The organism is Micromonospora sp. RTBAU3-60 (assembly GCF_054963695.1).
Genome location: NZ_JBUEGB010000098.1, coordinates 1 through 17451, shown reverse-complemented (window position 1 = coordinate 17451; position 17451 = coordinate 1). Strand labels below are relative to the sequence as shown.

Annotated in this window: 17 protein-coding genes; 7 read left to right on the top strand and 10 right to left on the bottom strand. The window is 71.7% G+C overall.

Annotated elements, in window-relative coordinates; translation table 11 throughout:
• Positions 1-403 (top strand): electron transfer flavoprotein subunit alpha/FixB family protein (locus tag ACY34I_RS37670; RefSeq protein ID WP_462759946.1); only part of this gene is annotated, 403 nt, incomplete at its 5' end.
• A gap of 63 nt (positions 404-466) precedes the next feature.
• Here the strand turns inward: ACY34I_RS37670 and ACY34I_RS37665 are convergent.
• Positions 467-703, bottom strand: coding sequence for a hypothetical protein (locus ACY34I_RS37665; RefSeq protein ID WP_462759945.1), 237 nt, complete (start codon positions 701-703; stop codon positions 467-469).
• A gap of 312 nt (positions 704-1015) precedes the next feature.
• Here ACY34I_RS37665 and ACY34I_RS37660 point away from each other — a divergent pair, with 312 nt between their 5' ends.
• Positions 1016-2560: a hypothetical protein gene (locus tag ACY34I_RS37660; RefSeq protein ID WP_462759944.1), complete on the top strand. Its 1545-nt coding sequence runs from the start codon at positions 1016-1018 to the stop codon at positions 2558-2560.
• A complete protein-coding gene (locus tag ACY34I_RS37655) occupies positions 2560-3852 on the top strand; it encodes an MFS transporter (protein ID WP_462759943.1) in 1293 nt (430 codons plus the stop codon). The genes ACY34I_RS37660 and ACY34I_RS37655 overlap by 1 nt, the downstream gene beginning before the upstream one ends.
• 55 nt (positions 3853-3907) lie before the next feature.
• Here the strand turns inward: ACY34I_RS37655 and ACY34I_RS37650 are convergent, their stop codons facing one another.
• Positions 3908-4579: a hypothetical protein gene (locus ACY34I_RS37650; protein ID WP_462759942.1), complete on the bottom strand. Its 672-nt coding sequence runs from the start codon at positions 4577-4579 to the stop codon at positions 3908-3910.
• A 683-nt stretch (positions 4580-5262) separates the two neighbouring features.
• Between ACY34I_RS37650 and ACY34I_RS37645 the strand changes: the two genes are divergently transcribed.
• Positions 5263-5514 carry a hypothetical protein gene (locus ACY34I_RS37645; protein ID WP_462759941.1) on the top strand — a complete coding sequence of 84 codons (252 nt, stop codon included), beginning with the start codon at positions 5263-5265 and terminating at the stop codon, positions 5512-5514.
• Positions 5515-5563: 49 nt separating this feature from the next.
• On the opposite strand, the gene ACY34I_RS37640 is transcribed toward ACY34I_RS37645, so the two are convergent.
• From ACY34I_RS37640 to ACY34I_RS37630, 3 genes are all read right to left on the bottom strand, one after another.
• Complete coding sequence (locus ACY34I_RS37640; protein WP_462759940.1) at positions 5564-7291, bottom strand: sensor histidine kinase; 1728 nt, start codon at positions 7289-7291, stop codon at positions 5564-5566.
• A complete protein-coding gene (locus tag ACY34I_RS37635; RefSeq protein WP_462759939.1) occupies positions 7288-8034 on the bottom strand; it encodes a response regulator transcription factor in 747 nt (248 codons plus the stop codon). The genes ACY34I_RS37640 and ACY34I_RS37635 overlap by 4 nt, the downstream gene beginning before the upstream one ends.
• A 145-nt stretch (positions 8035-8179) precedes the next feature.
• Entirely contained in the window at positions 8180-9082 is a 903-nt protein-coding gene (locus tag ACY34I_RS37630; RefSeq protein WP_462759938.1) for a phytanoyl-CoA dioxygenase family protein, read from the bottom strand.
• 342 nt (positions 9083-9424) lie between these two features.
• On the opposite strand from ACY34I_RS37630, the gene ACY34I_RS37625 reads away from it, so the two are divergent.
• The 3 genes from ACY34I_RS37625 to ACY34I_RS37615 are packed head-to-tail and all read left to right on the top strand — an operon-like array spanning position 9425 to position 12699.
• Positions 9425-10714, top strand: coding sequence for a D-alanyl-D-alanine carboxypeptidase family protein (locus tag ACY34I_RS37625; protein ID WP_462759937.1), 1290 nt, complete (start codon positions 9425-9427; stop codon positions 10712-10714).
• 38 nt (positions 10715-10752) lie between these two features.
• The gene (locus tag ACY34I_RS37620) at positions 10753-11808 is read left to right on the top strand and encodes a sigma-70 family RNA polymerase sigma factor (RefSeq protein ID WP_462759936.1); all 1056 of its coding nucleotides are present in this window, start codon (positions 10753-10755) and stop codon (positions 11806-11808) included.
• A gap of 33 nt (positions 11809-11841) precedes the next feature.
• Positions 11842-12699, top strand: a complete 858-nt coding sequence (locus ACY34I_RS37615) for a YybH family protein (protein ID WP_462759935.1) — start codon at positions 11842-11844, stop codon at positions 12697-12699.
• A 30-nt stretch (positions 12700-12729) separates the two neighbouring features.
• Here the strand turns inward: ACY34I_RS37615 and ACY34I_RS37610 are convergent, their stop codons facing one another.
• The 5 genes from ACY34I_RS37610 to ACY34I_RS37590 all read right to left on the bottom strand — a co-directional run.
• Positions 12730-14019, bottom strand: a complete 1290-nt coding sequence (locus tag ACY34I_RS37610; protein ID WP_462759947.1) for an MFS transporter — start codon at positions 14017-14019, stop codon at positions 12730-12732.
• Positions 14020-14169: 150 nt separating this feature from the next.
• Positions 14170-15246, bottom strand: a complete 1077-nt coding sequence (locus tag ACY34I_RS37605; RefSeq protein WP_462759934.1) for a GNAT family N-acetyltransferase — start codon at positions 15244-15246, stop codon at positions 14170-14172.
• Positions 15247-15601: 355 nt separating this feature from the next.
• Positions 15602-16501 carry a 2-hydroxyacid dehydrogenase gene (locus ACY34I_RS37600; protein WP_462759933.1) on the bottom strand — a complete coding sequence of 300 codons (900 nt, stop codon included), beginning with the start codon at positions 16499-16501 and terminating at the stop codon, positions 15602-15604.
• Positions 16502-16538: 37 nt separating this feature from the next.
• Positions 16539-16883 carry an exo-alpha-sialidase gene (locus tag ACY34I_RS37595; RefSeq protein WP_462759932.1) on the bottom strand — a complete coding sequence of 115 codons (345 nt, stop codon included), beginning with the start codon at positions 16881-16883 and terminating at the stop codon, positions 16539-16541.
• A 151-nt stretch (positions 16884-17034) separates the two neighbouring features.
• The coding region (locus ACY34I_RS37590) for an RNA-guided endonuclease InsQ/TnpB family protein (protein ID WP_462759931.1) at positions 17035-17451 on the bottom strand (417 nt) is incomplete at its 5' end.

Below are 17451 nucleotides of genomic sequence, written 5' to 3'. Positions count from 1 at the left end.
CGTCGCCGAGCAGAAGGGCACCCGCCCCGAACTCACCGAAGCCTCCGTCGTCGTCTCCGGCGGCCGCGGGGTCGGCAACGCCGACAACTTCAAACTCGTCGAGGAACTGGCCGACCTGCTCGGCGGCGCCGTCGGCGCGTCCCGCGCCGCGGTCGACTCCGGCTACTACCCCCACCAGTTCCAAGTGGGCCAGACCGGCAAAACCGTCTCCCCCCAGCTCTACATCGCGCTGGGCATCTCCGGGGCGATCCAGCACCGGGCCGGCATGCAAACCTCGAAGACCATCGTCGCGGTCAACAAGGACGCCGAGGCGCCGATCTTCGAACTCGCCGACTTCGGCGTCGTCGGCGACCTGTTCAAAGTCGTCCCCCAGGCCGCCGAGGAGATCCGCAAACGCAAGTGACTCCCCGGCTGACCCGACACCACCCACACGCCATCCGCATGCTCGCCCGCGGAGACGACCGGGTCAGCGCGGCCTGCCCCGCCGGCGGCGTACCAACCACAGCACCAGCAACACGGCCACGAAGATGACCACCAGGCAGCAGACCAGGCCCGCACCGCCTCGCGGCCTGCGCGCGACCGCTTCCACCGCCCGCTCGCCGGTCCCGGTGGACGCCCAGGCCGCGACCGGCACGAACACCGAGAACACGACCGCACCAAGGACCGCGGCGAGCCGGCCCCACCACTTGTTCCCCGCAAACATGCCCTCATCCTTGCCGAGAAGGACAACCGAGGCATACCAGATGGAGGAGACGAAACATCACCAACACGGCGAATAGTCGGGGAGGCCCCTGTGGGCCCTTCGCGACGAACAGCGCCGCCCACCACCGACGAGACGGCCGTCGCGCGGCCCTTGCTTGCGATGCGGATCGCACGAGAACGAAAGGGCCGTGCGCATGGAATCAGCTTCGATCCGCCAGGCAACCGCCGCGCCTCGCCCGGGCGGCACCCCTCCGGAGCCGTCTTGACCCACAGAAATAGGATCGGGCCTCGTCGTTCCGAGAGGAGAGTGTCGATGGGCCGGGTACTGCGGGTGGGTACACCGTTCTTCCTGCTCCTCTTGCTCGGCGCCATCGCCTGGTACGCCTCGTACGCCACCACTATCCTCGTGTGGGAGCTCCGCAAGCTCGTGCCCTGGCTGGTGGCGCCGGCCCTGCTGGCCCTGCTCGCCGGGGCGCCGGCCCTGGTGCGACTGCTCGCCTATCGGCTCCGCGGGCGCAGGACCGCGCCTCCGGCAACGGGCGGAGTCGTCGTCCTCGGCTGGCTGGGCGCCGCTGTCGGCCTGGCGCTGGGGGTGTGCTGGCTGGTCTACGGCGAATACCTCCAGGACCGGGCGTACGTGAGCACCATGCGGGTGGTGACCGATCCGGTCCCGGAGCTGACCGCGCGGGCGCCGTACTTGGTCGGCAAGGCACAGGCCGCGCCCAACCTGGGTGACGTCACCGGCGAGATCACCGACATCAGCTATCTGCCCGACTCCGACCGGTTCGGTGTCCTGGTCGAGCGGCGCGGCTGGCTGGCCGGTTACGAGGTCGGCCTGGTGCAGGAGGTCCCGCTGGGCGGCACCAGCCGCATGCAGCAGCGGTGCCAGTTCGACGTGTCGGCCGCCGACGCGCGGATCGGTGGCTGGTTCACCCACAACCTGGGCCGCAAGATTTCCGCCGAGCGGCGCTGGGTCCGGTTCTCCGCCGAGGACGCGTACGTCCACTGCGAGGGCGACACCCCGATCGTGGTGGTGCCGCTGAAGCGGCAGACCGGAATCCTGGTGGTGACCGAACGGCCGGCCGGGGTGGCGCGGTACGACGGCCGGACCGGGCAGGTCACGATCATCGACGACACGACGAAGGTGCCCGGACCGTCGTATCCGATCAGCCTGGCCGCCCGGCAGCGAGAGGGCACCACCGCCGTCGGCAGCTTCGCCGACTGGTGGTTCGAGCGCAGCGGCTGGGACGCCTCCGAGGACGGCGCCAACGAGGGCAACGAGTCGGAGTTCGCCCTGCGCTACGGCGACAACAGTGGACGCAGCGCCTACGTCACCCCGCTCACCCCGCAGGGCGAGGCCAGTTCGGTGGTGGCGGTGTCAACCGTGCCGACCCGGCACTCCGGCAGCGGTCTCGCCCCGCTAACCGTACACCGGCTCAACCCGACCTGGTCGTCGCCGCAGGCGATCGTCGCCCTGATCAAGGCGGAGTACCGGGACGTCTGCTGCTGGAACGACGACCAGGTGTTCGAGGTGGTGCCGACGGGCGGCAGCACGTGGACCGCCACGGTCGGCAGTGAGCAGAGTCTCCGGTACCGGGTGGAGGGCTGGGGCCAGATCAACGGCCGGGAGGCGACCTGCCTCAAGAACGCCGACGGAACCCTGGTCCGGTGCGCATACGCCGCCCCCGGCTCGCCGGAGGAGCAGGAGCTGCAACGCCGGGAGCAGCAGAAACAGCAGGAGCAGGCGGCGAACGGCGGCACGGCTCCGGGCGACCTGACCAGGTACACCGATGAGCAGCTGGCCGAGCTGAACCGGCGGGTCGCCGATGAGGTGAACCGCCGCCTCAAGGAGCAGTAGTGGCCGGCGGGAACAGCCGGTTCGCGGTTGCGTGGCGCGCCGCCGCCCCGTACCGGCCATTGATGGTGTTGATGCTGGTCAGCTCGACGGCGTCGTTCGCGGCGCTCGGTGCGCTGTCGTTGTTCGCCCGGAACGAGCTGGGCGCCTCGGACACCATGGTGACGGTCAACTTCGTCGTCGTGGCACTGGCCAGCATGGCGGTGCTGCTCGCCACGGGCCACGTCTCCGACCTCCGGGGCGTGCGACGCGTGATCATTCCGGTGAGTCTCGCGTGGCTGGGCATCGGCTACGCGATCCTGGCGAGCGTGCGGTCGTACCCGGCGATGCTCGCCGTCGGGGTCGTGTTCTTCTGCGCGGTCGGCGTCCCCAACGCGCAGCTGATGGCCTACGCGCGTGACCTCGTCGAGCACCGGGACGACATGGCCACCTCCACCACCGTGATCGCCATGATGCGCGTGGTGTTGTCCATCGGCTCGTTCACCGGATTCGGCATCGGCGGTCTCGGCCTGGCCTACCTCGGGGCGCGTCCGCTCTTCCGGGTCGTGGCCGTCGCATGCCTCGGCTGCCTGGCGCTGTCGTGGTACCTGCTGCGCGGGCGTGACACCGTCGCGGCACCGCAGCCGGCGCCGGAGGACAGCACCGACGACCGGCGCGGTGTCGGGAAAGGGGTGGCCGGTGGTCAGCGGCCACTGCTGGTCCTCGTGGCCGTCATGGTGCTGTTCTCCAGCGGACGCGTCATGCTGCTGGCCCAGCTGCCGATCCTGGTGACCGTGTCTCTGCACGCCCCGGTGCAGATGACTGGCATCGTGCTCGCGCTGCCGCCGCTGTGCGAACTGGTCCTCATGCCGATCGCGGCGTTCGCGGCCCTGCGTTGGGGACGCGGGACGGTGTTCCTGACCGGCGGTGCCGCGATCGTGGTCTACTACGGCGCCCTCGTCGTCGTCACCACACCTGGACAGCTGATGCTGCTGCAGGTCGTCTACGCGGTCTTCGGCGCCGCCACGGTCATCGCCGGCCTCGACCTGGCCCAGCGGTTGATGGCCGGACGTGCCGGCACGGCCACGTCGATATACCTCAGTCACGAGAACGTGGCGACCGTCAACGGAAGTCTCGTGGCGACCGTGTCCGTTGCCGCGCTGGGACACCAGCTCGGCTTCGTCGTTCCGGCAGCGCTCTGTCTGATCGCTCTCGCGATCGCCGGCTGGGCGTTCACCCGGTGTCCAGGCACATTCGACCTGCGCCGCAGGCCACCGCGCGAGCAGCGGCCCCTGACGTCCGCCGATACGACGTAGACACCACCAGGTCCGCGTATGCGACAACAACCATCAACGGCACGCGGGGCGTCGGTCAAACCGCCTGGAGGTGGTAGCAGCGCCAGTCGTACGCGTCGCCGGTCGAGTTCTGCGCGTACGCGTCCGCGCCGTATCGGTCGCGGCAGGCGGTGTCCATGTTGACGATCCGCGGTGACGCGAGGAAGCGGCGGCATTCCCAGCGGCCGTCCGAGCGGGCACTGGCTGAGCTCGACCCCGAGACGTGCCGGTCGCAGTAGCTTTCCGCCATGGCCGCCAGTTCGCCTGCGCCGTCCGGGCCGAGCAGCACCGGCTGGGCGGTGGGGCCAGGGGTCGGCGACTGACTGGGCGACGGCGATGCGGTGGGAGTTGGGGTGGGTGTCGGAGACGACGTCGGTGTGGGCGTCGGAGAGGCCGATTCGGATACCTCGGGCTCGGCCGTCCGGGACGCCGGGGCCGGCGTCGGTGTCTGATCGGTCAATTCGATCGGATCGGTCTCCCGTGGCAGGCCGATCGCCGGGCCTGGGGCCACGGGCTGCTGGTCCTGGTCGGTGTCGGCCGAGCCTGGCCGGAGGGCGAGCAGCAACACGCCGGCGAGGCCGCTGAACAGGACCAGCCAGAGGTAGGTAGGTGGTCGCCTGCGGCTTCGACCGGACAGGGCTGAACTCGGCGCCCGATGGCGCGCGCCGCGATATGCGCGTCTGGCCGAACGATCGGCCGTTTGTTCCATTCGACGCACTCTAGTTTGATTTCTGGCGCTGTGGGTCACACGAAACGGCCTACGGGCATCGCGGGCACGCCGAGGCGGTCGCTCGTACACATGTCCGGGTGATCAGCCGGCCACGGACACAATCCCACCGCAGATGCCGCATGCTTGCGTAATGTGGCCGAGCGACCTGGCGCTCATGCGGGTGAGGACCGGGTACAGCCGGTCCTTGCGCCCGGACGGCTCGCCGACCCCTTCCCCGCCGAGCCGTCCGAGTCGGTGCAGCGGTTCAACTGGAGGCAGCAATGACGTCCCGAGAGCGAAGTTCGCCACCAGAGTGGCCGGTGATGAACTCTCGGGCCGCGCCAACCCGACCACGGGTCGCAGACCTGCCCCGGCTGCCACCCAACGGGGCCCGACGCCTTCATCGATGGCGGACCAAGGCACTGGTTGGCGGACTCACCCTGGTCATCGGTGGCCTCGCGCTGCTGGTCGCCACCAGCAGGCCCGCCCATACGACCGCCACCACGGCAACGCACCACACTCCGCACAGTTCACCCGCACATCCGGGCCACCGCGGTTGACCGCGGACGTGCCCCGACTGGCGGGCCGTGGAATCACAAGAGGTCACGCCGCCGAGGTCGATGATCAGCTGCCCGGGCCGGGCCGTCGGCCGGCCGATCTCGGCGGACGAGTACCGTGGCGACGTGATTCCCACCTGCCCTGAGTGCGGCGCGCCGGGGGTGCCGCTGATGTTTGGTCTGCCCGTCCCGGAAGCGCGCGACGCTGCCGCCGACGGGCACCTGGCGCTCGGTGGGTGTCTGGTTCCCGAAGCGGCGCCGAACTGGCAGTGCCCACAGGAGCACCGATGGTGGGACCCCGACGAGACGGCGTGGGAGGAACGGCTTCTCGCCGCGCTGCTCGCCCACGGCTACACCGAGGCGGACACCACTTCCTGAGCTGGTCGCGGCCGGGGACGACGCCTCCGTCGCCCACCGGGACAGCTCGTCACCGGACGAGGGCGGGCAGGGTGATGGTGAAGGTGGTGCCGACGCCGACCTGGCTGGCGACCGTGATGGTGCCGCCGTGGTCGGTGACGATCTGCCGGGCGATCGCGAGTCCGAGCCCGCCGCCGCCGGTCTGCCGCCCACGGGCCGGGTCGGCTCGCCAGAACCGATCGAAGATGTGCGGTAGCGCCGAGGGTTCGATGCCGGTGCCGGTGTCGGCGACCCGGATCACGGCGGCCGCCGCGGTCCCGGTGGCGTGCAGGGAGATGCTGCCGCCGGGCGCGGTTGCCCGTACCGCGTTCGTGATCAGGTTGCCGAGAACCTGGCGCAGCCGGTCCGGGTCGACGCTCACCAGCGGCGGCGCGGCACCCCCTCCCGAGACGGCCGGCTGCGGCTCGACCTGGACGGTCAGCGTCACTCCGGCGGCCTCGGCCCGCGCCCGGTGCGCCGTCCGGCAGGTCTCCAGAAGTTCGGCCACGTCGACCGCTACCCGGTGGTAGGCGAGTCTTCCCGCCTCGGCGAGCGCCAGGTCCTGCAGGTCGTCGACGATCCGTTGCTGGAGCACGGCCTCCTCGTGCAGGGAGGCGAAGAGTTCGGGGTCGGGGGCGATCACGCCGTCGGCGAGCGCTTCGAGGTAGCCGCGCAGGTTGGCCAGGGGGGTGCGGAGTTCGTGCGCCACGTCGGCGACGAGGCGCCGTTGTCGTTCCTCACCGCGTTGCAGCGAGTCGGCCATCCGGTTGAACGAGCGGCCGAGGTGGGCCAACTCGTCGTTGCCGTGCACCGGCACCCGGCTGCTCAGGTCTCCCCGGCCCAGGTGCTGGGCGACCGTGGTCAGGGTACGGATGGGACGCAGCACCCGGTGGCTCACCAGGGCGGTGCCCAGGATGACCACGAGGGCGACGCCGGCGGCGGCGCCGAGCAGCGGACCGGTCGCCACGGGGCGAGCAGCCTCCCCGCGAGCGCCGAAGTAGATCCGGACCGGCACGGGCGTCACGTCCCGGATCCCCTCGGTGAACGCGTCGGCCAGGCAGCGCAATTCATCTTCTCTGTTCGCTGCGGTGGAGGGCGCGGGCTGGACGGGCAGGGTTCTTCCGTCGATCGTGACCCGGGAGGCCGTGAGGCAGGACTGCACCTGCCGGCTCGCCTCGACGTCGTCCCCGGGGAGGGCGGCGACTTGCTTGCAGGCCCCCATGATTTCTTTGAGGCCGGGCAGCCCCTGCTCGGTGGGGGCGAACTGCGGCAGCCCGAGGTAGCCGGACGACCGGTCCAACGAGACGCCCTGGGCGGTCAGACAGGCCGCGTACCGGGCGGTGTGGCGGTACTCGGTGATCGCTTTGGCGGTGGCCTTCGCGGCGTCGGGTCCGGCGACGGTGACCGGCAGGGTCGGCCGGGGGTCGACGATGGTGCTGCTGCTACCGAGCGGGCGGGCCGACCGGCCTTCCTCGGTGTCAGTGTCGACGAGCACCACCCCGGACTCGGCCACCACGTGGATCCGCTGGCCGGTCCTGGTGCGCAGCTCCCGTACCAGGTCCACCACCCCCGTCCACGTCCCGTGCTCCTGGCCGTACCGGGTCAGCTGGTCGGTGACCAGGTCGATCTGCGTCTGGTCGGCCGCCGCGGAGTCGAGGACCTGCTGGGAGGCCTGGCGCAGGGTCAGCCAGGCCGTCGCCACGGTCGCGGTCACCGCGACGAGGACAACCAGCAGCAGTAGTCGCAGCCGGAAACTCACGGCCGGCGATCCGCGGGCTGCCGGACCGATGCATCGTCGGGGTCGGTTGACCCCGGCCGGGGAGCGGCGAGCCGGTAGCCGCGGCCGAACACGGTCTGCACGTAGCGCGGCGACGCGGGATCGGTCTCGATCTTGCGGCGCAGGTTCACCACGTGGGCGTCGACCGTACGCTCCAGCACGAAATGATCGAAGCCGAACGCCCGGTCGATGATCTGGGCCCGGGTGAAGGCGCGCCCCGGCTCGCCGGCGAGCACCTCGAGAATGCCGAACTCCTTGGCGGTCAGCGTGACCGGCCGGCCCGCCACCCGTACCTCGAACCGGCCCGGGTCGACCTCCAGGTCGCCCACCCGCAGCACCGCCTGGCTGCCCGTGGTGACGACGCCGGCCCGCCGCAGGAGGGCCCGCACCCGGGCGGTCAGCTCGCGCGGGCTGTACGGCTTGGTGATGTAGTCGTCGGCACCGATGTCGAGGCCGAGCAGGACGTCGTCCTCCGTGGTACGGGCGGTCAGCAGCAGGATGGCCACATCCGATTCGGCGCGCAGGATCCGGCACACGTCGAGTCCGTCGACGACCGGCATCATCACGTCGAGGATCACCAGGTCCGGACGGCGGGTCCGGGCATGGTCGAGCGCGGCTCGCCCGTCGCCGACCACCAGCACGGTGTGCCCCTCGCGCTCCAGGTAGAGCCGGATCAGGTTGGCCTGCTTGGGATCGTCCTCGGCGACCAGAATCCGTCCGCCCATGTCGCTCCGTCCTGATCGGCCCCTCAGGCGGCCGGCACGTCACGGGGAACCGGCCACCCGCCGTCACTGACGGTGACGCTACTGAGGGTGTTTCGTAAGGCCCGCCGCGCGGGCCTCGTCGCAGAGGGTAGCCATGCTGGCGGCTTCAGCGCAGCCAGGGGATCTGCCGGTCGAGCAGCCCGCGCTGCTTCAGCTCCCGGCGCAGGGGAATGCCGTCGTCCACGTGGCCGTCCCAGTCGATGCCCCAGTAGTTGGCCGTGTGCTTCCCCTCCCCCAGCAACTGGCGTTGCACCGGTGTGCGGGCCGCCCACCACGGCCCGCCCTCGTCGACGTGCAGGTCGTCAAGGGGACGGATCCAGCGGTAGGTGTAGCCGACGAAAAGCATCTTGCGGGTGACCGCGGAGCGGTTGGTCGATCGGGAGTGCCACAGCCGGCGGTCGAAGACGAACGCGTCACCGGGCCGGGCGGTGATCTCGACCGTGCCGGCGGGGTCCGGATGGTGCGCCGACACGTCGTCGGGCCGAGGCAGGCTGTTCCGCACCTGGCTGCCGGGGATGATCTTCGTGGCGCCGCGACCGGTCTCGGTGAGGTCGGACAGCACATAGGCCACCTTGAGCGAGAACATCGGCCGAGCCAGCTCCGGATCCAGCGTTTCCGGGTCGGAGTTCTGCCGGTAACCGTCCTGGTGCCATCCCCAGTACGGGCGCTCCGGCTCCCGTGCGGGCGGGGTCACGTCGAGATGGTTGTGGTGCGTGTAGATGTTCCAGCCGAGCAGCCCCCACACGTAGGGGAACGTGACGGGATGGGTGAGCAGGTCGCCGAAGAGCTGGTCGCGCTCCAGGAACCCGAGCAGGTGCAGGGACCCGTCCGCGCTGGTGCCGCCGGTGGCGGCCGCCCCCGTGTAGATCCGATCCACCGCCTGCTCCAGCGCCGCTCGGTGTTCCTCGGTCAGCACGTTACGCAGCAGCAGGAAGCCCTGCTCGTGGAACTCCTTGCGGTCGACGTCGCTGATCGGCTCGTAGCCCGTCCGGCCGTCGTAGTCAAACATCCGGCGATCTCCATCGGCGTGGTCCTGTCGTGGTGATCAGGAGCTAACCGGTCGGCTGTGAAGAACCTGTGCGATTCGCATGGGTAAGCCGTGCCCGGATCCGCCGCCCCTTGCCGCAGGGGGAAGACCATGACTACGGTGCCGGCATCGACCTGACCCTGCGTCGTCGCCCTGCAACTGTCCCAGCCCGGCCGGCTGTTTTCCGCACGGAGCAACGATCCGCCCGCGGAGGCCGCCCGACCGGGACCGTCTTGTTCGTGCGCCGACCGCAGTGACCCCGACATCAGCGCGCAGCCGGCGCCGTGGAACCGGCCGGCCTGCCACACGGAAAGACATATCCGAATGCTCGACTCTGCGACGACCCAGGTGATCAACGCGGTCCCGCCGCAACGCCCGACCCGGCACCGGGCGGGCGGTCACTGGTTGCTGATCAGTGGCCTGCTGACCCTGCTCCTGGCCGCTGCCGCGCTGGTCGCGGTCGCGCCGCTGCGCCACCCACTGCCCGCACCGACGGTCACGCGGACCCTGCCCGCGTCGGCGACCATCCCCGGCAAGGCCCCCAGGGTGCCGTGGCCGACGACCGGGCAGGCCGCCCTCTCCGTCGAGGGGGTCGGCTCCCTCGGCACGTCCGGCGGTAGCAAGCCGGTGCCGATCGCGAGCGTGACCAAGGTGATGACCGCCTACGTCATCCTCACCGAGCACCCCCTCGACCGGGGCGAGCCGGGCCCGAAGCTCACCGTCAGCGCGCAGCAGGCCGCCGCGTACCCGGCGGAGCAGGCGCGCGGCGAGTCGCTCGTGCCGGTCGTCGCGGGCGCGGTCTTCACCGAACGCCAGGCGCTGCAGGCGCTGTTGCTCCCCTCCGCGAACAACATGGCGCGGATCCTCGCCGCCTGGGACGCCGGCAGCATCGACGCGTTCATCGCCAAGATGAACGACACCGCCGCCGCGCTCGGCATGACCGGCACCCACTACACCGACCCGTCCGGATACGATCCCGGCACCGTGAGCACCGCCGTCGACCAGGTGATCCTGGCCCGTAAGGCGATGCAACTGCCGGCGTTCGCGGAGATCGTGGCGCAGAAGCAGGCCACCCTGCCGGTCGCCGGCACCGTGCGCAACTACAACTCCCTGGTCGGCAAGGACGGCGTCGTCGGGATCAAGACCGGATCCACCGACGAGGCCGGCGGCTGCCTGGTCTTCGCCGCCGTCACCAAGGTGGGCGGCCGGACATTCACCATCGTCGGCGCCGTCCTGGGGCAGCCCGGCGCCAACACCCCCGTGCAACTGGATCGGGTGTTCCGGGCGACCCGACCGCTGGTCCGCACCGCCGCCGCCGCGATCGGGATGCACCCCGTCGTCCGGGCCGGCGATCAGATCGCCACCGTACGCGGACCGCTCGGCGCCGGCACCGCGCTCAACGCCGCGCAGGACCTCACCGTGGTGGGCTGGCCCGGCATGCGGGTACGCCTGGACGTCGATCTCCCGGCCGTACCGGCCCGGCTGCCGGCCGGCACCGAACTCGGCCGGGTCAAGGCCGTCCCCGGCACCGGCGCCCCGGTCGCCACCCCGCTCCACAGCGGCGTAGGGCTGGAGCCGCCGAGCACCTGGGACCGGATCCGACAGCACCGCTGAGTCGGCGGCAGCCGGTGGAGGCAGGACGGAGATCGTAGGTGCGCACTGAGCAGGGCGGTGAGCCGTCGGTGACGGAGTTGCTCGCCGCGGCGCGAGCCGGTGACGGCGACGCCTTCGGTCGCCTGGTCGGGCCGCTGCGCGACGAACTGCGGGCGCACTGCTACCGGATGCTCGGGTCGGTGCATGAGGCGGACGACGCCGTCCAGGACACGCTGGATCGGGCGTGGCGCAGCCTGGAGCGGTTCGACGACCACGGGTCCATCCGGCCGTGGCTCTACAAGATCGCGACGAACCGGTCGCTGACGCTCCTGGAACGCAGGGGCCGGCGGGAGCTGCCCACCGACCTGAGCCCGGCAGGTGCGCCGCTGGCCGAGCGGGTGTGGCTGGAACCGTACCCGGATCAACTCATGGGCTGGAGCGCGCGGCTGGGCCCGGAGGAGCGCGTGGTCGCGCGGGAGAGCGTCGAGCTGGCGTTCGTCGCCGCCCTGCAGCACCTGCCGCCTCGGCAACGAGCCGTCCTGCTGCTACGCGAGGTGCTCGGCTACGCCGCCGGCGAGGCCGCCGAACTCCTGGACACCACGGTCGCCGCGGTCAACAGCGCCCTGCAGCGGGCCCGGAAGGTCGTCGCCGACCTGGGGCCGGAGACCAGCCAACGACAGACCCTGAACGCGCTGGGCGACCCGGCGCAGCGGCAGGTGGTCGACCGGTACGTGACGGCGTGGGAAGCCGGCGACGTCAACGCGATCGTGGCGATGCTGACCGAGGACGCCCGGTACTCGATGCCACCGCTGACGGCCTGGTACGACGGCCGGGACGCGATCCGCGAATTCCTGCACGAGGCAGTGCTGTCGCATCGCTGGCGCTTCCTGCCGGTGCGGGCCAACGGGCAGCTCGCGTTCGGCACGTACCTGTGGCACAACGAGCGGGCCGCGTACGTCCCGGCCGGCCTGGACCTGCTCCGGCTGCGCGGCCGCCGGGTTGCCGAGGTGGTCTCGTTCCTGGACGCCGACTTCCCCACCTTCGGCCTGCCGGCCCAACTGGGCGGAAAAGGTCCAACGACAAGCGATGAGTTTCCGGAGCGGCCGGGGTTGTAGTCCTGACGGAAGCACCAACCGAGAGGACCGACCGTGCCTACCGACGAGGAACAGATCCGCACCCTGATCGAACGCTGGGCCGAGGCGGTGCACCGCGGCGACCTCACCGCGGTCCTGGCCGACCACGCCGAGGACATCGTGATGTTCGACGTGCCGCCACCGCAGCAGGGCGTCCGTGGCCTGGACGCCTACCGGGAGACCTGGCCCCCGTTCTTCCAGTGGCAGGCCCAAGGCGCCACGTTCGAGATCGAGTCGCTGGACGTCACCGCCGGCGACGAGGCCGCCTTCGCGTACGCGCTGCTGCGCTGCGGCACCCCGGACGAGTTCGCCCGCGACCCCGACAACCGGCTGCGGCTGACGCTCGGCCTCCGCAAGCAGGACGGCCGGTGGGTCGTCGCCCACGAACACCACTCGTTCCCGCTCACCGACTCACCCGCCGAGCCCAATCCCGGCCGGGGCGACGCCGCCGCCGAACAAGACCTGCGCGGCCTGCATCAGCGGTGGTTCGACCGGACCACCGCGAAAGACCTCGACGGGCTGATGGCCGGCATCGCCGAGGACGTCGTTTCCTACGAACACGACCTGCCCCTGCAGCACCTGGGCGTCGACCAGGTACGCGAGGTCTGCAAGGCCGGCCTCGACGCCGCCGGCGACGGCAGCGTCACCTGGCAGGTTCCCGACCTGACGATCCTGGTCAACGGTGATCTGGCCGTCGCCTGGGGCCTCAACCAGGTCCGGGTGACGCCACCGAAGGGCGAGGCTGTCGACAGCTGGTCCCGCGGTACCCGGATCTTCGAACGGCGCGACGGCGCCTGGCTGATGATCCACCAGCACCTCTCGTACCCGTACGACCCGACCACCGGCCAGGCGCGGACGGACCTGCACCCCTGACTCCCCCACGGCACGGGTCGGGCGGCACCCTCACCTGAGCGGTTCGGCCGGCGCGATGGCGGGGGCGTCCCCGGGTCCCTGGTGCGCCGGCGGGTCCGGCACCGCGGCCGCGGCCCCGAGGGGCGCCCTCGCCTGCAGCCGACGGACGTCCCGACTGGTCAACATGCCGAGCACGGAGAGCACCACCAACGCCGCGAGGATCAGCAGCGTGTCGCGGGTGCCGATCGCCGCGGCGGCCGGTCCGACCGCCACCTGGCCGAGCGGGATGGCGACGAAGGATCCCAACATGTCGTACGAGTAGACGCGGGCCAGCCGGTCGGCGGGGATGTGCTGCGCGATCGACGTGTCCCAGGCGACCGCGAACTGTTCGACGGCGACGCCGACGGCCACCCCGGCGGCCAGCAGCACGCCGATGGTCGGCGCCAGGGCCAGCCCCAGCAGCAGGAACGACTCGGCGAACATGCAGGCCACCCCGAGCAGCAGCAGCCGGCGTACCCGGATCCGCAGGGCGATCAGCCCGCCGGCCACCATTCCGGCGGTCTCCGCCGCCAGCACCACGCCCCAGGCGCTGCGGCCGATCGTGTCGTCGGCGACGGCCGGACCCAGCACGTTCACCCCGCCAGCGAGGGCCGCGTTGAGGAACATGAAGCCGAGCACCACCACCCAGACCCAGGTCCGCGCGGTGAACTCGGTCCAGCCCTCGCGGAGGTCGGCCACGACGCTCGCGCCGCTGCGCTCTGGTCGCGGGACAGCGACGCGTACGCCGGTGAAGGCGAGCGCCGCGAAGGCGAAGGTGAGCGCGTCGACGGCGAGGCCCCAGCCGGGTCCGACGGCGGCCACCAGGAGGCCACCGAGCGAGGCGCCCCCGATCATGCCCGCATTCATGCCGAGCCGGATGATCGCGTTCGCCGGCTGGATCATCTCCGGCGGCACGGTCTGCGGCGTCACGGCGGCCGAGGCCGGCTGGGCCAGCGCGCTCACGATGCCGTTGGCCGCGCCGAGCACCAGCAGCAGCGGGATCGTCGCGGTGCCGGTGAGCACCAGAGCGGCCACCGCCGCCTGGGTCGACGCGCCGAGCAGATTGGAGCCGACCAGCACCACCCGGCGCGGAATCCGGTCAGCCACCACCCCGCCGAAGAGCACGAACAGGACGTTCATCAACGACCGTGCGCCGACCACCAGGCCCAGGTCGCGCACCGAGCCGGTCAGATCGAGCACGGCGAAGGCCAGCGCGATGGGAGCGACCCCGTTGCCGAGCATGTTCACCAGCCGGCCGGCAGCCAGGTAACGGAACGCGGCAAACCGCAGCGGAGCGAACATCACGCTCCCATCCTGGGCAGCCATCCGGATCGCCGGCTCGGGGGCAGGTGTGGCGGCCTCGGCATCGCACCACTCAACCACGTCGGGCCATCGTGCCGCGTCCCGCAAACCGGCGACCCGGCCGGCACCGCCGCGCAGGCCGGCACGCGGTCAGCGGGTGGGCGCGGTGAGCAGGTAGGCGTCGCGCGGATCCCAGCCGGCCCGCCAGCCGGCCGCGAGCGCCTCCTGCAGCACGCCGCCGACCGCGTGCTGCCAGGCGCTGGCCGCAGCCGGGGCGTCCCGGCGCAGCGCGGAGATGTCGGCCGGCACCGCCACCAGCGCGGCGGGAGCGACGGCCCAGGCCGGGTCGAGCACCGGCTGCCCGTCCGGGGCGACGGCGACCGCCCACACCGGCGCGGCGTGTCCGTCGGACGGTACGGCGGGTTCGCCGTCGAGGTGCCAGGTGACGAGCAACCGGTCGTAGGGCAGCGGGATGGGGCTGCCGCAGTCGCGCAGCCCCTCGTAGCCGGGCAGGAACGCCTCCACGGTCGCGCCGAGCCGGCGCAGGTTGAGGTTGGCGTTGACGACGGCCATCGCGTCGAACGTCCAGCGGATCTCGGTGACACCCCGCTCGAGCGCCCAGGCCCGCTGAGCGAGCTTGAGCGCGACCGACACGCCACGGCCGCGAGCGGCGGGCAGCACCGCCATCGGACCGGACTGCACCAGCGGCCGGCCGTTGGCGGTCCACCCCGGCAACGCGAGCACCACGCCGACGGGAGCCTCGCCGTCCCAGGCCAGCAGCACCGGCGCGCCGGCGGCGAGCAGGTTACGCAGCAGACTCGGCGGATAGAAGTGGTGTCCCGCGCCCGCGGCGAAGACCCCGTCGAGGACGCTGACCGCGGCGGCGACGTCGACGTGCGTCTCGACCGCCCGGACGTCGACGCCGGCGCGGGTGGCGGCCGCCGTGGCCGGATCGGCCGGCTCCGGCGGGGGCGTGGTAAGGGCCGCGACCGGATCGGCCAGCGGATCGGGGGCGAACACCTGCCGGGTGGCGGCCTCGACCAACTCGGTGAGGGCGGCGACGGCCTCCACCGAGTCGTCGGCGAGCGCGTGCGGGCCCTCGGCGGGCAGCAGTTCGGCGATGACCTCGCCGATGACGGCCTCGGGCACGTCGGCGGGCAGGAAGTCGGCGACGATCTCGGCGAGCGGGCCGGCAACGGGGTCGTGCTCGGTGATGGGCTCGGACACGGTGGCCTGCCTTCGGGCGTACGAACGGAACGAGGTGGCGACGCCGGTGTCCGGAGGCCGGGCGTCGGACCGCCACTGTCCCCGCACTGGAGGCCGAGTCAGCGACAAGCCGGTGACCTGCGGATGAACATGTCTCGACCGGCCCCGGCAGCCGCGAACAGGGGCCCTTGCGGCGGCCTGCGCTCCCCTGGTGGCTGGGCCCGATTGTCGTCGGAACGGCCGCAACGGGCGGCTGGCCCGCCGCCTGTCGCTACGCGACCGTCAAGAGGCTTTCAAGACCACGAAGCGCACGGCGCCGGCCTGCTGATCTGCGCGCCACCACCCAGCCTGCGACAGGAACGCCGGGACCCGAAAGTTACGGCCCGACAACGACGTTCGCGAGCGGCTCGCCCGCCGCGTACCGCCGGACCTGGTCGACCAGCAGCCGACGGGCCCGGGGCGCCAGCGCGGCGGTCAGTCCGCCGACGTGTGGGCTGATCAGGACGTTCGGTGCGGACCACAGCGGGTGGTCGGCGGGCAGCGGCTCGGGTTCGGTGACGTCCAGGGCAGCGTGCAGCCGGCCCGCGCTGAGCTCGGCGAGCAGCGCCTCGGTGTCCACCACCCGCCCCCGTGACACGTTCACCAGCAGGGCGCCGTCGGCCATCCGGGCGAGGAAGTCCTTGTTCACCAGGCCCTCGGTCTCCGGGGTCAGCGGCGTGGCCAGGATGACGACATCCGCTCGGGGCAACAGCTCCGCGATCTCGGAATCTGGCCGTACGCCGGGGCGGGCACCCCGTGCCACCCGGCTGATCTCCACCTCGAACCCAGCGAGCCGGCGCTCGATCGCGGCGCCGATCGAGCCGTAGCCGACGATCAGCACCCGGGCGTCAGCCAGCCCGGTCGACCAGCCCGAGGCCCAGCGACCCTCGCGCCCCGCCCCGACGAAGTCCGGCAGCCGGCGCCGGGCGGCCAGGGTGAGCGCCACGGCCAGCTCGGCGGTGGCCGCGTCGTGCACGCCCCGGCCGTTGGCCAGGGTCAGGCCGGGCCGCAGGTACGGCAGGACATGGTCGTAGCCGGCGGTCACGGTCTGCACCACCTTGAGCCAGGGCATCCGGGCGATCGGCTCGCAGAAGCGCGGATCAATAATCCCGTACGGAACCGCGTAGAACTCGACCTCGTCCAGATTCTCCGGCAGAGGCTGCGTGCCGTCATACAGAGCGACGTCCAGATCGCCAAGCTCGGCCAGCGCGTCGGGGTGAGGGATCAGGTAGCGCACGGCAACAATCATGCAAGATCGGGCCGAGCCCCGGAGATCAAACCCGCCTGACCCTCCCGCCCAGATCCCCAAACGGCGCTCCAGTTGCCGGCTCGCTTGCCAACAGCTGGGCCGGGACACGCAGGTGACGGATCGCTCGCCGGGGGTGGGTGAACGCGACGTGCAGGTCACCCGCGCCGTCCACCACCAGCGACGGGTAGCTCAGCTCCCGGTTGATCCCGTCGCGGGAGTTGTTCGACAGGGCGTACCCGTCGCCGTCGGCCAGCAGCCAGCGCCGCGGCCAGGTCGACCCGTCGTCGGCGGAGACGGCGAGGACCAGGGGTGCGCGGGGATCGCCCCAGAAGGCGGTCCAGTCACCATCGTCCTCCCCGACCGGTCGCACCTGGGGGACGGCATCGGCGACGACCCCTGTCCGTCGATTTCGTCGTACAGGGAGACCCGCCGGGCGACCGCGTCGCGGCGACTGCTGTCGGTCAGCTTCTCGGCCCTGAAGGGCCGAGCTTGCAGATCGTGTTCGGTGCTGGCTGCATCGGTCACGCCGCGTTTGGCAGGCTGGCGGCTGCCCAGTCCGTTGCACCGCGTGTGGCGATGTTGCGGGCTGCGTTGACGTCGGCGTGCTCAGCGAAGCCGCATGACGTGCATCGGAAGGTGGATTGGTTGGGGCGGTTGGCTTTGGCGATGTGCCCGCAGGTGGAACAGCCCTGCGAGGTGTACGCCGGATCCACATGAACGAGCGCCACCCCGGCCCGGGCTGCTTTGTAGGCGAGGAACTGGCCGAGTTGGTGGAACGCCCACGAGTGCAGGGTGACCCGCTGGGGCCGTCGGAGCCGGACCCGGTCGCGGATGCCGCTGAGGTTCTCCAGGGCGATCCCGCGGCCGGTGCGTTCGGCCTCGGTCACGATCTGCTTGGCGATGCGATGGTTGGTGTCGGCCGCGAACCGGGCTTCCTT

Bases quoted from the DNA above. Each gene is read 5' to 3' on its own strand.
- ACY34I_RS37665 (WP_462759945.1), bottom strand. From the start codon at position 703: ATGTTTGCGGGGAACAAGTGGTGGGGCCGGCTCGCCGCGGTCCTTGGT.
- ACY34I_RS37660 (WP_462759944.1), top strand. From the start codon at position 1,016: ATGGGCCGGGTACTGCGGGTGGGTACACCGTTCTTCCTGCTCCTCTTG.
- ACY34I_RS37650 (WP_462759942.1), bottom strand. From the start codon at position 4,579: ATGGAACAAACGGCCGATCGTTCGGCCAGACGCGCATATCGCGGCGCG.
- ACY34I_RS37635 (WP_462759939.1), bottom strand. From the start codon at position 8,034: ATGGGCGGACGGATTCTGGTCGCCGAGGACGATCCCAAGCAGGCCAAC.
- ACY34I_RS37630 (WP_462759938.1), bottom strand. From the start codon at position 9,082: ATGTTTGACTACGACGGCCGGACGGGCTACGAGCCGATCAGCGACGTC.
- ACY34I_RS37625 (WP_462759937.1), top strand. From the start codon at position 9,425: ATGCTCGACTCTGCGACGACCCAGGTGATCAACGCGGTCCCGCCGCAA.
- ACY34I_RS37610 (WP_462759947.1), bottom strand. From the start codon at position 14,019: ATGTTCGCTCCGCTGCGGTTTGCCGCGTTCCGTTACCTGGCTGCCGGC.